This is a genomic window from Bradyrhizobium sp. USDA 4502 (assembly GCF_054063355.1).
On the sequence record NZ_JBSSGF010000001.1, the window covers coordinates 3,898,879 to 3,912,724 of the forward strand.

Here is a 13,846-nt window from a genome sequence, read left to right on the forward strand (position 1 = left end):
TCTTCGACCATATGGGGAGCAGACCTGCCCCGGTCGCGGTCTGTATTGCGCGCCGAAAGCCGTAAGCCAGCATTCCCGGCATCCCACGGGTTTGACAGTATTCGACGTCATAGTGCACGGGATGGCTGTCTCCGCTTGCGGGCTGAAGGCAGCAAAGCGCATCCGTCACTGTGCGCGACGGTAGTGTCGGCCGAGGCCGCCTGCTTCGCTAACGTCTGTGGTCTGTCCATGCTTTCACGGTACTCGTTCCGATCTTGTCGAATCGGACTACAAGGCTCCGTCACAGTCCCAGTACGGCTTTGGCGATGATGTTGCGCTGAATTTCGTTTGATCCGCCGTAGATCGACGCCTTGCGGAAGTTGAAGTACGACGGTGCAATCGTTGTGGTCCAATCCGAAAGCTCGTTGCGACTTTCGTCTTCCGCTACATAACGCGCGCCGAACGGACCAATCACATCGAGCAGAAGCTCGGTGATGGTCTGCTGGAGCTCCGAGCCTTTCACCTTGAGGATCGATGAGGCCGGATCCGGCTTGCCCCGGCCGTTCTTGCTCACGTTGGCGACGACTCGCATTTGTGTGATCTCGAACGCCTTGATTTCGATCTCGGTCGTAGTGAGGCGTTCGAGGAACTGCCGATCCTCGATCATCGGTTTGTCTCCAGCCATCACACTGGACGCCAGCGCCTTGATGCGACCGATACGCTCCTTCAACATACCGATACGCCCGATATTGGTGCGCTCATTTCCGAGCAGGAACTTGGCGTAGTCCCACCCCTTATTCTCCTCGCCGACGAGGTTAGCCAAGGGCACCTCGACGTCGTCGAAGAACACCTCGTTGATCTCATAACCGCCGTCGATCGTCTGGATCGGACGGACCGTGACGCCTCGCGACCTCATGTCGATTAGAATGAAAGAGATGCCAGATTGCTTCTTTGGCGCGGGGTCAGTGCGGCAGAGACAGAATATCCAATCAGCGTGCTGCCCAAGCGTCGTCCAGGTCTTTTGGCCGTTGACGACGTAGACGTCTCCCCTACGCTTTGCAGTCGTCTTCAGAGCGGCAAGATCGGAGCCCGCGCCAGGCTCCGAGAAGCCTTGGCACCACCAATCGTCGAGATTTGCGATACGCGGCAGATAGTGCTTCTTCTGCTGCTCGTTGCCGAAGGTGTAGATCACCGGCCCGACCATGTTGGGGCCGAATGGCAGCAGCGCTGGCGCGGGGGTGGCCTGCATCTCCTCGAAGAAGATGTAGTGCTGCGTCGGCGTCCAGCCGGTACCACCGTAAGCCGTCGGCCAGTGCGGGACAGCCCAGCCCTTCTTGTTAAGAATACGTGCCCAGATGACGAAATCCTCCTTACCGAGCTCACGTCCCTCGATGAGCTTCTGGCGGATGGGACACGGCACGTTGTCGCGAAAAAAGGTACGAACTTCGTCACGGAACGCCATCTCTTCCCTGCTCAAGCTGAGATCCATTGGTCGCTCCCTCTGAACAACGCTCTGCCGGCCCGCGGCACGCGCTCTAATGAGCGCAGCTTTCTCTGTCAGACCGGTACGAGGCTGACAAATGAGGTTTTGTGATAACCCGTTGAGCAAGACTCAACCCGTGCAGCCCAGTACGAGTCAGCGCGCACAGGCAGGTAGCGCAGAGTCGTCATCATCATCCATTCCGTCACCCGGAACGGGCATCGGAGGCACGAACAGAATGTCACGATTTGCAGTCCGCCCTCGTACTCATCCCGTCCTCCGTATTGCGAAGGTTCGAGGATCGAGATGTGCTTTGGCGACAATGCCGTTCACCAAAAGCGAACAACGCGAGGCAAGCTATGCCGGACAATCACCGGCTGGTTATGCAAGTGGTTCTTCCGCCAAGAGGAATCATTCGCTTGCCATACATTACCGACTTGTCGATAAGCGGACGCGAGGATTACGAACCGACACTCGATGTCGCTCAAGAGGCGCTCGGACCTTGCATCCTGGTTCCGGAAAACTGCCGATGGAGGAAGAACATGGTCGCTGCGGTCACGGCCGATCCGGCTCCGATCGTCAAGATCGTGATTTGCCATGCGAACGCTGACGCCGCGCCACCGGCGGATTGCAGGACAAATCCACAGAACGCGACCGCGATGCACGCACCGCAATTGGTTGCGATCGATTGAAGCGCCAGCGCGGCTCCGCGTTCAGCCACGGGCACTCGCACCAGAAGGCCTGCGGTCAGTGCACCAGCGTCCGAGAAGATCGTGCACACATATACTATGCTGACCAGAAAAACGACGATGAAGCTCGAACCGACCACCGCTGCAAGCGCGATGCTCACGATGGCGGATGATGCGGCCGCGCAAGCGATGACTGCATAGCGTCCTCGAGATTCGGCGCGCTTCGCAACGAAGGCGCTGAGCGGCATTGCCAACAGCCCTGTGAAAGCGGTCGCGATCGCGAGATTGACACCCTTGAAATAGCCACTTCCGGGACCAGTGCTGGAAAAGGTAAGCAGCGCAATCCACCATGTCCGGAACGCCATGCCCTCCCAGCTGTTTCCGGCCATCGCGGCCAGCGTTGATGCTACGCCGTTACGGCCAATGACGGCAGAGAACCGACTGAGGACGCTCACGGACTCGCGTGCCACGAGCGGCGATGGCATGCTACCATAAACCACCAATAGCGCGAGCGCCGCGCACGACGCCGCGCCAATGAAAGCCGCGGACCATCCGAATACGAGATCCAAGGCTCCAGACAGACCGAACGACGCCGATAGTCCGAGCGTGAGGGCCGAGACGTAGATGCCCGCCCCGCTCCTCTGACGATCCGGCGGGAGCGTCTCGATGAGCAATCGCAGTCCCGGCATGTATGTTCCAGCCATGCCGAGACCCGTGAGCACCCGGCTAGCAAGCAGCGAAGGAAAGCTCCCATCGATCAAGGGAAAGATCAAGCCGCCGAATATTCCGAATAGGGCTCCGATAATGTAGAGCCGCCGCGGACTGCGGACGTCGGTGAGTGCAGAAAATACCGGCGAGCCAAGGGCGTAGGCCAGGAAGAAGATGCCGCCCGCAATCCCGGCCTGACTTTCCGAAATCCCGACGCCGGCGCGGACCTGAGGAAGAACTGCGGCATAATTCGCAAAGCCGATCGTATTCAGTACGAGCGCAACGCTCATCGTAATCAGCGGAGACATCGATTTCTCTGCAAACGAGTTACCGACTATGGGCGTTGCGAAAGCCAGGATCGACGCTCAGATCGACCCCACCATGGCTCGCGCGCTCCTCAGAATAGGCAACTTGATGATCCGGAGCGCTGGCGGAACGACGAATTTCGGCTCCCGAGACACCGCGGAGAACTCGACGCATGATGCCATGCGCACTCAGCATCGACCGGTTTCCTTCTGACGACATTGGCCTTCCAAAGCAGATCCCCCACTGCGTCACGAAATAACGGCTTTCCGCAGGGTAATCGGCTCTCGCACAACTCCCCATCAAACGCAAGGAAGGGCTCGCGAGGCCAGCGCCGCTGCCCCTGCCGAGAGCACTCCTGATCATTCCGACCAAACACCTTATGCAGCACTACGTTCGCCCGCCCCGTTCTGAAGGAACGACCATCTTCGCCGCTTGACGACAGGAGTATCGGTCCGCTTCTGACGCTCACGTGGACGTCGTTCGACGGTTGGAATTACGGGTACACGCCCTAGCTAGACGACGAACGAAGGGTCAAGGAGGAGGCGGCGCCGATAGCGCAGATCGACGAAGCAGCCCGCGCGTCTGGCCGGTCTCCAACTGGGGCCCTGAAAAGGGATCTGGAATTCAGCAACGACGCGTCCGCGTCGTTGCTGCGCTCATCGAAGCCCCTTACTCGCCCTTGAAGACTCCCGACCGCTTCTCAAAGAACGCCTCCATGGCTTCACGGTGATCGCTCGTCCCCTGCGTCAAGATGTACTGATCATTGTCCATGTGGCAGGTTAAACGGTTCAGCGCTGTTGCCTGTTCGGTGATCGTTCGCTTCGACATTCTTACTCCCAGCGGTGGTAACGCCGCCGCCTTGCGCGCCCAATTCATGGCGCATTCCAGCGCCTTTCCGTCTTCCGCCACTTCGTCGATCAGGCCCCAACGGCAGGCTTCCTCGGCGTAAATACGTTCGCCAAAAATGATCAGTTGCTTCGCCCGAGACGGACCAATCAGATTCAGGACCCGTGGCTGGGCATTCCAATTCAGATTCCAGCCAAGCGGGATCTCCGGCAGACGGAGATGGGCGCTTCGCCCGGCTACGCGGAAGTCACAGGATACCGCCAATGCCAAAGCGCCACCCAAGCAGAAACCTTCGATAGCGACGATCGTAAGCTGGTCCAATCCCTCCCACGCGGCGCAGGTCGTCGGTGCCAACCGAAGCAGCTCCCGTTTTTGCAGCAAGGGCGCTGTACGACGCGCCTTGTGATCAGGATCGTTCAGGTCCGCTCCGGACGAGAAGACCGGATCTCCGGTCAGCACGACGGCGCTGGTGACGAAATCCTCTCGCAACCGGTAAGCGACCTCTCGGAGAGACTCGATCGCCTTGACCGAAAGAGCGTTAAATCGGTCGCCGCGGCGGAGCGTCACGACGGCAATCCGGTCGTCGACAACAACATTTACCGGTCCAACTTCGAAGGTAGTCTTCATTTCAGTGCCTCCTTTAAGTATCGCGCCGGTGCCCAGTGTAGGTACGGCGCGAGTGCTAGCATGACTGGATACTATTGCTGGGAACTACGTGCTGCTCTCATCTCGAAGCCGATGCGAGGAAAATGGGCAGCTACAATGCCCACAAGATCATTCTCAATCGACACTACGATCTCGTCTTCGTCCAGCAACGTAAGCTTCCCAACGATGCTGTCCTTCGCGTAGTCGACTGCACGAATTTCTACGATGCTCCCGAGCTCAGGATCTTCCGGCTGGCGAAATGATGCGCGTGCCGGCGCAGGTTGCGACCGCCGGGCGACCTCCAGTGCGCTTTCGGCGGTCATCGGGTGCGGCCGCCCGTGCCCGACGCTCCGGACACGCGACATCCACGACCGGATCGATTCAAATCGGTCGAGCTCGTGCGCAAGCCTTTCGCTCCGATCTGTCAGAAACCAAAGGGCGTGATAGACCGCGAGGTCGGCTACGCTAAACTGCTCTCCACATAACCAAGGGCGACCGTTGCACAGCATCTCTTCGACCAAAGGGAGCTGCGCCCGAACGAGTGGTGCATTGCGAGCGGCCGCCTGCTCAACCGATGCGACACTTGGAATAGGTAGTCCTCGCATGCGCGCGCGGTCCTCGAACAGTTCCCTCGGCATCAGGTCGTGATTGGTTCCCCAAGCGTAAAGCCTGACCGACTGAAACAGCGGGCCCTCTGCCCAGGCAGCGACAGCGTTCGCCAGACCAACCCGTCCTCGCGGAAAGAAGGTGGGCTCGTTGTGCCTACGCTCGAGCTCCCTGAGTATCAAACGCGTGTCACAGTAGACGTCCGCACCTATCTGCAGGACAGGCGCTCGGCGATAGCCGCCTGTCAATGGCACTAGGTTCGGCTTTGGCAGGACGGGCGGAATAGCCACGCTCCCCCATTCGAGTGACTTGACCCCAAGTGCCACACGAATTTTCTCCGAGTAGTTTGAGAAATCGTAGTGGTGGACAATTAGGTCCGACATCCGCCCTCCCTCGAGTTGCTTGCCGTCTTTAACCGTTTTGGCGTTCGGCGACAGCGGCACGCATTTAGCGTCCTGTTATGTGATTGCGCCACACCCTTAGCACACCGGCGTTTCGCAGAACTACGAATTGCTGGTCGGTTTTGATGAGATGGACCGAACAATCACGTCTGCGAGCGCCCTGAGTGCATCAACCGCGTCTGGCTCCGATATTCTATGAACACCGACCTTGCGCTGAAGCATATGATTTCCACCCATGAATATTGGCGGTCGGAATGTTGCGTATCCCCTGCACAAGCAAAGAAGGTCCTTTATCCGGTCAGCTATCTCGCGATCAATTTCCTGGAGAACGCAAGAGACGTCGAGAATCGTTTCAAGAGTGTTCCCAACGACCTCATGAACGCCGCGCGCAAAAGCTCTCGCACTGAGTTCCTTCTCGATGCAACTTAAGCTAAGCAGCGCCGATCCCAAGTATACTCCGTGAGTGAAGGCTAACCGCGCTTCCCAATAGGTCTGGACGGCATCTTCTCCACCGAAGAATGCGACACCGTTGGCTTCGAATAGTTCTTGCAGAAATTCTGTTCGGCGGATCCTTTGAGGCCTGTTCCTCGCGTCTTCGACACTGAGCTGACGTACCGTTGCTTCATGATCGTTCAATAGACCTCCTCTGTGCGATCAATTGGGGCAATGAGTGCGCTTCACGCACATGGACTTCATCTCTCACGCCTGCCCGGGACGTTGAACATTGAACGGCGCCGGCAGACGACGCAGGACGAGCTGACTTCCTGGGCAGGCAAGCTCCCCGAAACAAAAAAATCCCTGGCCAGAGGCCAGGGATTTGCAGTTTCAAGTCTCGGGAAGACTAAAGCGGAAATGATCAGCTCGTAAGGTCATCGAACGACGTCAGACCCTGCAAGGATCAGATCACCGTAATCATGCATGGCAAGACATGGTCACCGCCATAGCATTTCTGTAGTGGGCTTATTCAGATTTGAATTTGCGGTCGAATGCGCCCCTCACTACCCTCAGACTATCATTCCTTGGCCGCCATGCCGCGGGAGGATTCCAGAAGCTGGCTGCCACTCGCGACAAATGAGCATCATGACAACAAGCCCCCTCTTCGAGCCTTACACCCTCAAGTCGCTCAACGTCCGGAACCGCGTTGTGATGGCTCCGATGACGCGGGCAAAGAGCCCCAACGAAACCCCCGGCGAAGACGTTGTCACGTATTATCGACGACGAGCCGAGGGAGGCGTTGGCTTAATCATCACGGAAGGTGTCGCCGTCGATCGAGCGGGCAGTTCCAACGATTCCAAGATTCCAAACATGTATTCTCCGCACAGCATTGAGGGTTGGCGAAAGGTTGTGGCCGCCGTCCACGCTGCTGGCGGAAGGATTGCAGCGCAGATCTGGCATCAGGGCATGATGCGCAAGCCCGGTACCGGACCTCGGCCTGAAGGCAAGTCGGACGGACCTTCGGGCTTGTCCGCTTCGGGCAAGCAGGTCGGTGATCCCATGACCGATGCCGATATCGCGGACACCATCGACGCATTTGCGCGCGCGGCCGGCGTTGCGAAAGAGATCGGATTTGACGCGGTCGAAATGCATGGTGCGCACGGTTATCTCATCGATCAGTTCTTCTGGTCGCAGACCAATCAGCGCGAAGATGACTTTGGCGGAGACATCGCGAGCCGGACACGGTTTGGCGCGGAGATAGTCAAGGCGGTTCGCTCCCGCGTCGGGCCGGAATTCGTTATCATCCAGCGCTTCTCGCAATGGAAATCGGGCAACTACGAAGCCAAGCTTGCGCACACGCCGGACGAACTGGCCACCTTCCTCTCCCCGCTGGTCGAGGCGGGCGTCGACATCTTTCACGGATCGACCCGGCGGTTCTGGGAGCCGGAATTCCCTGGCTCCGCCCTCAACCTTTCCGGATGGACCAAGAAGCTTACCGGCAAGCCGACGATCACGGTCGGCTCCGTCGGGCTCAAGGGCGCCGACTTTGTCGAGGCTTTCAAGGGCAAGGGCGCCGAAGTCGGTGAGTTGCACGATTTGGAAGTCCGCCTCGCAAGTGGCGAGTTCGATCTCGTCGCCGTCGGACGCGCTCTCCTCGCGGACGCCGAATGGCCGGCGAAGGTGCGCGACAGGCAGTTCGAAAAGCTCACCGCCTTTTCGGCGAGCGCGATGGCAACCCTCTAACGGATCCAGGTATCCGCGCGTCAGATGGTTTTGAGAGCTCGCCGAGCTCTCAAAATACTGATTGTTGTCTCACCTGCCTCAAGAGGTCGCGTGCCATTCCGCTGCCGGGCAGCGGACCGGTTCAGGGGTCAAAGGGGCATTTGCTTGAGGAGAGCACAGGTGGGCTACTCGCGAAACAGGAAGGCAAACAGCCGCCGGCGGATCCTGGATGCTGCGGCTCTACAAATCAGGCAGTCTGGTCTGCCTAGCCTCAGGATTGCTCCATTGATGAAGTCGGCGAAGCTTACCCACGGTGGCTTTTATGGGCATTTCGCCTCGCGGGACGAGCTGATTTCCGAGGCCCTGAAATGGGCGCTCAAGGACGACCAAGCGCCTCACGTTAGCGCGAATGGCAGCAAAGGCGTACGCAGTTTTGGATCCTTTTTGAACGACTACCTAAGCAAGGCCCATCGGGACGATCGCATCTCGGGCTGCGGCATATCTGCACTTGCAGCCGACGTCGTGCGCACCAGCCCGCGCCTGCGCAGGATAATGACCGGACACATCGCGAAGTTCATCGACGGCATCTCGAAGCTGGTTGACGATGAAGACGCTGCTGACTTCGTTCTTCTGGCGGTGAGCGCAATTGTGGGAGCGATAACGCTGTCCCGAGCAATGAGCGGCGAGGAAATGTCAGATAGGCTGCTACTGACCACACGCAAGATGCTGCTGGAACTTGCGGAAGGTCACCCGCAATCCTAGGCGGCGGCGACACGCGAGCGCGCGGGCCTTGTCAAGTTTGCGCTCAATTCACCCTTACGAGGGGACGAGATGCAAACGCTTTCCAGACAATCGTCGCGCCTTCCGCCCGGGATTGCGCATCTCTGGACACAAGACGCTGAGCTTCGGCCGAGGATCAGGCTCCTCCACTCCTTGTTGTCCAAGGAACCATGCGCGCGATCGCGAGAGCTCGCTCTCCAAGACCCGTCGCGCCTGGCGGGTCAGTTTCCGAAGATCGCTTTCGCGGCGACGCAAGAGCCAGATATCCTGCGACGAGGACTCTTCGGGTAGCACCCGTACCAAGCCCTCGGCGTGTGCAAACGGCACGGCCAGGAACGCCAGCCCAAGCCCTTGGGAAGCGGCAGCAAAATGGTTCGTGATCGACGTGACGCGCAACCCATTCTGGGCGCGGAGGGCTTCCCTGAATCGCGCGAGCAGCTTCGTTTGGCGTTCGCTCTGGAGTTCCCGAAGATCCGCCGGCCTGCCGATCAGGTCGTGGTGAGCGAGCTCGGCGAACGATAACGGCGCTGGATACTGTGCCAGGTAGGTCGAAGAGGCAAAGATCCCAAACGCGAGCGTTGCGACTCGCTTTCCAATCAAGTCATCGTCAACTGGATCGCCCACCCTGATGACAAAATCGAGATCACGATCGGCAAGGTCCTGTTGCGTGTTCGTCGAATTGATTTCGAGCCGGATGGGCTCGTTCAACGCTCGCAACTTTCTCACCCGGGGGAGCAACCAGTGCTTCGTCAACCCCTCCGTAGCGGAAATCTTGATCACGCCGGACCGTTGACCCACGCGCGATGACAGGTCTCGCTGAAAGGACTCAAAGGATTCCACGAGACCTCCCGCCACCCGGCGGAGCTCCTCGCCTTCCTGAGTTAGCTTCACCCCGGAAGCGACGCGAAAGAAAAGCGGCGCTCCCATATATTGCTCCAGCTCTTTCAATCGCCGGCTTAGCGTGGGTTGGCTCATGCCAAGTTCACGAGCGGCCCGATTAACGCTGCCTGTCCTCGTGACTGAAAAAAACAATCTGAAGAGATCCCAATTGGCCTCCATCACTCGCGCCTCCGTGGTAACTGCGAGATTCAGCCGATTGCGCCCTCGCAAGACTTGCGACCTGCCTGTGGAACGCCTTCCCGCTTTCTATGCTTTAAGAATTAGTCTTGAGCGTCCGACCAAATATCGGCTCCCGATGCCGTGCCTCTGGACACGAGCTCCGATCAAAGAAGCCCGACGGAAGTCACATATTCATCTGCTTCGTCTGCCGCGGCAATTCAGCATGATTAGCATCATGTGCGTCAAGTTGATACTCCAGCAGGGCAATTTCGCACCAAGGAAATTGCTCGCCCACACTCTCCTGCGCGCTTTGGCAGTCGTCGCTTCGGCTACGCACCGACACGCTTGGCTTTGCTTGCAAACTGAGCCAGCGTCTCTTCAGTTGCTCCGGGGCCGGGCCGATATCGGAGTTCGGTGTACGACAACGCGCGGCCATCCGCCGCCTGCACTGTCACCGGCCGAATGGCCTTCTTTTCCTTTGCATCGAGGATCCGGAGCGGCCCCTCGCCTCCGAAGGCCCACTGATCGCCCCATTGGATCAGCGCGATCAGAATCGGCATCAGAGACTCACCCTTCTTGGTGAGATGGTAAGTGTACCGGTTAACATGGGGCCGGGTTTGCTCGCGCGCCATGATGCCATTGGCCACCAACGCGCCGAGACGTTCGGTCAGGATGTTCTTGGCAATTCCCAGCCCTTCCTGGAATTCGCTGAACGTCGTCGAACCATTGAATGCGTCGCGAACGATGAGCAGCGTCCACCAGTCGCCGATCTGATCGAGCGCTTGGGCTGCGGCGCAGTTCATCTCGGAAAAGCGTTTTCTGGACATGAATGCCATCATATCAAAATCTGTTGCGTTACGCAACCAAATGCGCTACCAGCAATTTGGTTTCGTTACGCAACTAATAAGTCTCGTTTCGGAATCATTTTCTCACCCCCGAGGAGACCTGCAATGCCCATGATCGAAGTGACCGCGCCGGAAGGCGCGCTGGACCAAGCCGCCCGCGACACCCTGATGAAGCGGGCAACGGAAGCTCTGCTGACCCGCGAGGGCGCCCCGCTGGACAATCCCGTCATCCTGGCGAACGCCTGGAGCTACTATCAGGAGGTTCCGATGGCTGGCTTCTATGTCGGCGGATCGCCCGCCAAGACCCCGAAGTTCAAATTCAAGATCACGACCCCCCAAGGCGTGCTGACCGACGAAAGCCGCGCTGGGCTCGTCGCCGATATCGGCAAGATCGTCGAGGAGGTGATCGGGCCGACCGGGGCTGGCGCCAATCACTGGGTGCACCTTCGCGAGATCAAGGACGGCGGCTGGGGCACAGCTGGCCGGATCGTCAAGCTCGCCGACATCCGGGCCGCCTCGCGCGGCAAGGCCGGTTAGCCTTGAGGCTTGAACTGCCCGCATTCATCGTTTGCGGGCAGTTCATACACCCGAGCTGGGACGAACTCGTGCGCGCTATGCGCAGCCGAGCGAAGGGAGGAGCGATGTTGATCGCAATTGGCTTGGGGCTATTCATCGGCCCATTAGCTGCACGGGCCGCCGCTCACTGAGAGAGACGCTCGGCGCTGCGAGAGCCCCTCACTTCCCCTTCCCCGACCTTCTGCTGCCTCGCCGACCGACCATCACCGAGGCAACACGACGTCTGCCTCGCAGGTTCGCGGCAGGCAAATCTGACCAAACAACGAAGTAAAAAGTTACAGGAGAGTAGGATGCCGCAAGGCCTGGATGGAAAAGTCGCCCTGATTACCGGTGCATGCTCGGGGATCGGGTTGGGGACGGTTAGCTTGTTCGTGGCCGAAGGGGCCAGGGTGGTCGTTGCCGACATGCAGGACGCCAAGGGCGCGTTCCTGGAGCAGTGCTTCCCCGGCCAAATTCGCTATATCCATTGCGATGTGACGGTGGAGGCAGACGTTAAGGCCGCCGCCGCTCTGGCCGCCTCGGCATTCGGCGGTCTCGACATTCTAGTCAACAACGCCGGCAACGGCGGCGCAAGGGGAGGCATCGAGCAGATCGAAACCAAGGCGTGGGACGATACCTTTGCCCTTCTGGTGCGTGCCCCCGTGATCGGCATGAAACACGCTGTGCCACTGATGAAGCAGCGTGGTGGCGGCGCGATCGTCAACATCGCCTCGATCGCCGGCCAACAGGCGGGCATGGCGGGCCTCGCCTATTCCGCGTGCAAGGCGGCGGTGATCCATCTGACCAAGGTCGCCTCGGCGGAACTGTCGCCGCAGAATATTCGTGTCAACGCGATCTGCCCCGGACTGATTGCCACCTCCATCATCGGTGACTCCCTGGGCCTTCCGCGTGAAGCGGCTGACCAAATGGCATCCAAGATCGCGCAGGTCGCGCATAAGTTCCAGCCGGTCCCGAAGCCAGGACTGCCGCACGACATCGCCCAGGCGGCACTTTTCCTTTCGACGGACGCCTCCGCCTTCATTTCCGGTACGCATCTGGTGGTGGATGGCGGCTTGTCGATCGGACCGCCCACCGCTTGGTCGCCGACCGCGGGCTCGCCGCTCCTGGATGCCTTGGGCATCACGCCGGAAAAGGCAAAGGGGATTCGTAAGGCACCAATTATCGACGAGCACGTCGAATAACCCGGCGCCCCTACGCCGCTTCGACCGCTCATCTGACCGAACGTGAGATGAGTTGTCGATCGGCTCGGCGGCGTCTGGGCGGGATCGACGACTGATCCCTCAGAGGCATTAGTCAGGATCAAAGCATCTCATTGCTCGAAGCGCCATGCTGAAGCTCAAAGGAAAAATGGTGCCATGAAGGCATTCTGGCGAACTGCACTCCTCGTTGCCGTTCTGCTGTTGACTGCTACGCTGTCGTGGGGTGGCAGCGAAGATGCGGAGAGCTTTGGCATCATAGGGTCGCTCTTGCTTACATTTTGGAGCTTGCCGACGGTCATGATCGTCGCGATCCTCGATGGGATCGAAAGACGTACCGGGCCACGGGTGCGAAACGTAATCGCCTCGCTCGGACTGGTCCCGTTACTGCTGTTTCCGTTCGCGCCGCATCATGACCCCGGCTTCGCAAGCCTCTTCCTCGTTCCCGGCTTGGTCTGGTTCGTTGGTTGGCTTCTTACATCGGCTCTTCTCGTTCCGGAACGCGAGTAGCTGAAGAAGACCACGTCGCCCGGCGGTCTACGGACGAGAGCCGCTGTTGCCGAATGACGAGGACCGACGTCATTTGGGCTCGGTTCTATGTCGGCGTTGAAGGCGCAGCGGACACGGATTTGAGGATGCCGCATTCACGCAAGCGGCGCTCGACTTCCGCTCCCCGCGCACAGATGAGCGAAGGGCCGCCGCCCAATCAGACTGAGATGTGGTAGCCGCCGTTGACGCCGATATGCTGGCCAGTGATGTATGACGCATCGTCCGACAGCAGGAAGCAGACCGCCTTCACCACTTCCTCGGGCTGCGCCCAGCGACCGAGCGGAATCTTGGCCAGAATCCCTTCCCGGAACTTGTCGCCGCGAATTGTATCGGTCATCGGCGTCTCCACAACCCCGAAGCAAATCGAATTGGTGCGGACGTTGAACTTGCTCCATTCCAGCGCCGCCGTCATGGTCATGCCGAGCAGACCGGCTTTTGCCGCCGCATAATTGATCTGGCCGATCGAGCCCTTGCGGCCCGCATCCGACGAGATATTGACGATCGATCCGCCGGTCGCGTCGCCCTCTTTGGCGCGCTGGATCATGTGACGCCCCACCGCCTGCAGCCAATAGAACGCGCCCGTCAGATGCACGTCGATCACGTCCTGCCATTGCCGGGCGCTCATCTTCTCGATCATCGCCGGGCGGATGATACCCGCATTGTTGACCAGTCCGTGCACGGCGCCAAATCGCGCTACGGCATTCTCCACAGTGCGTGCGGCAAGATCGGGATCGCTGACGTTGCCGACCACGCCAAATGTCCGCTCCTTCGGCAAGGCCGCGACGGTTTCGCCTAATGTAGCCTCGTTGAGATCGAGCGCGACGACGTTCCCGCCCAATCGCACCACGAGTTCAGCGGTCGCACGGCCGATCCCTTGTCCGGCACCCGTGACAATGACGGTCCGGCCCGCCAACGGAACGCCGGAGATGGCCGCGCCGGCGCCGTCGTGAACAGGTGTGTTCATTGCTGCTGCCTCGAATTCAGGTTGAGAATGACTTTGAGGGATTTCATTTGAGGTTCACTC

Annotated in this window: 13 protein-coding genes; 6 read left to right on the forward strand and 7 right to left on the reverse strand. The window is 59.4% G+C overall.

Features of this window, described 5'->3' with window-relative positions:
• Positions 1-280 precede the first annotated feature (280 nt).
• The 4 genes from pimC to ACVW1B_RS18055 form a co-directional block, all read right to left on the reverse strand.
• Positions 281-1,468 carry a pimeloyl-CoA dehydrogenase large subunit gene (gene pimC / locus ACVW1B_RS18040; protein ID WP_456821900.1) on the reverse strand — a complete coding sequence of 396 codons (1,188 nt, stop codon included), beginning with the start codon at positions 1,466-1,468 and terminating at the stop codon, positions 281-283.
• Between the two features lie 475 nt (positions 1,469-1,943).
• The gene (locus ACVW1B_RS18045) at positions 1,944-3,164 is read right to left on the reverse strand and encodes an MFS transporter (RefSeq protein WP_456821901.1); all 1,221 of its coding nucleotides are present in this window, start codon (positions 3,162-3,164) and stop codon (positions 1,944-1,946) included.
• A 667-nt stretch (positions 3,165-3,831) separates the two neighbouring features.
• Complete coding sequence (locus ACVW1B_RS18050) at positions 3,832-4,635, reverse strand: enoyl-CoA hydratase/isomerase family protein (RefSeq protein WP_456821902.1); 804 nt, start codon at positions 4,633-4,635, stop codon at positions 3,832-3,834.
• A gap of 71 nt (positions 4,636-4,706) precedes the next feature.
• Complete coding sequence (locus tag ACVW1B_RS18055; protein ID WP_456821903.1) at positions 4,707-5,702, reverse strand: glutathione S-transferase family protein; 996 nt, start codon at positions 5,700-5,702, stop codon at positions 4,707-4,709.
• Positions 5,703-5,855: 153 nt separating this feature from the next.
• Here ACVW1B_RS18055 and ACVW1B_RS18060 point away from each other — a divergent pair, with 153 nt between their 5' ends.
• From ACVW1B_RS18060 to ACVW1B_RS18070, 3 genes are all read left to right on the forward strand, one after another.
• Positions 5,856-6,089 (forward strand): hypothetical protein, encoded by a 234-nt coding sequence (locus ACVW1B_RS18060; protein WP_456821904.1) that lies wholly within the window; start codon positions 5,856-5,858, stop codon positions 6,087-6,089.
• 642 nt (positions 6,090-6,731) lie between these two features.
• The gene (locus tag ACVW1B_RS18065; protein WP_456821905.1) at positions 6,732-7,838 is read left to right on the forward strand and encodes an NADH:flavin oxidoreductase; all 1,107 of its coding nucleotides are present in this window, start codon (positions 6,732-6,734) and stop codon (positions 7,836-7,838) included.
• Between the two features lie 24 nt (positions 7,839-7,862).
• The gene (locus ACVW1B_RS18070; protein ID WP_456821906.1) at positions 7,863-8,579 is read left to right on the forward strand and encodes a TetR/AcrR family transcriptional regulator; all 717 of its coding nucleotides are present in this window, start codon (positions 7,863-7,865) and stop codon (positions 8,577-8,579) included.
• A gap of 54 nt (positions 8,580-8,633) precedes the next feature.
• Here the strand turns inward: ACVW1B_RS18070 and ACVW1B_RS18075 are convergent, their stop codons facing one another.
• Together ACVW1B_RS18075 and ACVW1B_RS18080 are read right to left on the reverse strand one after the other, a co-directional pair.
• Positions 8,634-9,656: a LysR family transcriptional regulator gene (locus ACVW1B_RS18075; RefSeq protein ID WP_456823042.1), complete on the reverse strand. Its 1,023-nt coding sequence runs from the start codon at positions 9,654-9,656 to the stop codon at positions 8,634-8,636.
• Between the two features lie 329 nt (positions 9,657-9,985).
• Entirely contained in the window at positions 9,986-10,483 is a 498-nt protein-coding gene (locus ACVW1B_RS18080) for a winged helix-turn-helix transcriptional regulator (protein WP_456821907.1), read from the reverse strand.
• A gap of 123 nt (positions 10,484-10,606) precedes the next feature.
• Between ACVW1B_RS18080 and ACVW1B_RS18085 the strand changes: the two genes are divergently transcribed.
• From ACVW1B_RS18085 to ACVW1B_RS18095, 3 genes are all read left to right on the forward strand, one after another.
• Positions 10,607-11,038 (forward strand): tautomerase family protein, encoded by a 432-nt coding sequence (locus ACVW1B_RS18085; RefSeq protein ID WP_456821908.1) that lies wholly within the window; start codon positions 10,607-10,609, stop codon positions 11,036-11,038.
• Between the two features lie 329 nt (positions 11,039-11,367).
• On the forward strand, positions 11,368-12,258 hold the full coding sequence (locus ACVW1B_RS18090) for an SDR family NAD(P)-dependent oxidoreductase (RefSeq protein ID WP_456821909.1): 891 nt from the start codon (positions 11,368-11,370) through the stop codon (positions 12,256-12,258).
• 174 nt (positions 12,259-12,432) lie between these two features.
• Positions 12,433-12,783 (forward strand): hypothetical protein, encoded by a 351-nt coding sequence (locus ACVW1B_RS18095; RefSeq protein WP_456821910.1) that lies wholly within the window; start codon positions 12,433-12,435, stop codon positions 12,781-12,783.
• Positions 12,784-12,979: 196 nt separating this feature from the next.
• On the opposite strand, the gene ACVW1B_RS18100 is transcribed toward ACVW1B_RS18095, so the two are convergent.
• Positions 12,980-13,786, reverse strand: a complete 807-nt coding sequence (locus ACVW1B_RS18100; protein WP_456821911.1) for an SDR family NAD(P)-dependent oxidoreductase — start codon at positions 13,784-13,786, stop codon at positions 12,980-12,982.
• Positions 13,787-13,846: the final 60 nt, after the last annotated feature.

Bases quoted from the DNA above. Each gene is read 5' to 3' on its own strand.
- ACVW1B_RS18080 (WP_456821907.1), bottom strand. From the start codon at position 10,483: ATGTCCAGAAAACGCTTTTCCGAGATGAACTGCGCCGCAGCCCAAGCG.
- ACVW1B_RS18100 (WP_456821911.1), bottom strand. From the start codon at position 13,786: ATGAACACACCTGTTCACGACGGCGCCGGCGCGGCCATCTCCGGCGTT.
- ACVW1B_RS18090 (WP_456821909.1), top strand. From the start codon at position 11,368: ATGCCGCAAGGCCTGGATGGAAAAGTCGCCCTGATTACCGGTGCATGC.
- ACVW1B_RS18095 (WP_456821910.1), top strand. From the start codon at position 12,433: ATGAAGGCATTCTGGCGAACTGCACTCCTCGTTGCCGTTCTGCTGTTG.
- ACVW1B_RS18045 (WP_456821901.1), bottom strand. From the start codon at position 3,164: ATGTCTCCGCTGATTACGATGAGCGTTGCGCTCGTACTGAATACGATC.
- ACVW1B_RS18085 (WP_456821908.1), top strand. From the start codon at position 10,607: ATGCCCATGATCGAAGTGACCGCGCCGGAAGGCGCGCTGGACCAAGCC.
- ACVW1B_RS18060 (WP_456821904.1), top strand. From the start codon at position 5,856: ATGAACACCGACCTTGCGCTGAAGCATATGATTTCCACCCATGAATAT.
- ACVW1B_RS18070 (WP_456821906.1), top strand. From the start codon at position 7,863: ATGGTTTTGAGAGCTCGCCGAGCTCTCAAAATACTGATTGTTGTCTCA.
- pimC (WP_456821900.1), bottom strand. From the start codon at position 1,468: ATGGATCTCAGCTTGAGCAGGGAAGAGATGGCGTTCCGTGACGAAGTT.
- ACVW1B_RS18065 (WP_456821905.1), top strand. From the start codon at position 6,732: ATGAGCATCATGACAACAAGCCCCCTCTTCGAGCCTTACACCCTCAAG.
- ACVW1B_RS18050 (WP_456821902.1), bottom strand. From the start codon at position 4,635: ATGAAGACTACCTTCGAAGTTGGACCGGTAAATGTTGTTGTCGACGAC.
- ACVW1B_RS18075 (WP_456823042.1), bottom strand. From the start codon at position 9,656: ATGGAGGCCAATTGGGATCTCTTCAGATTGTTTTTTTCAGTCACGAGG.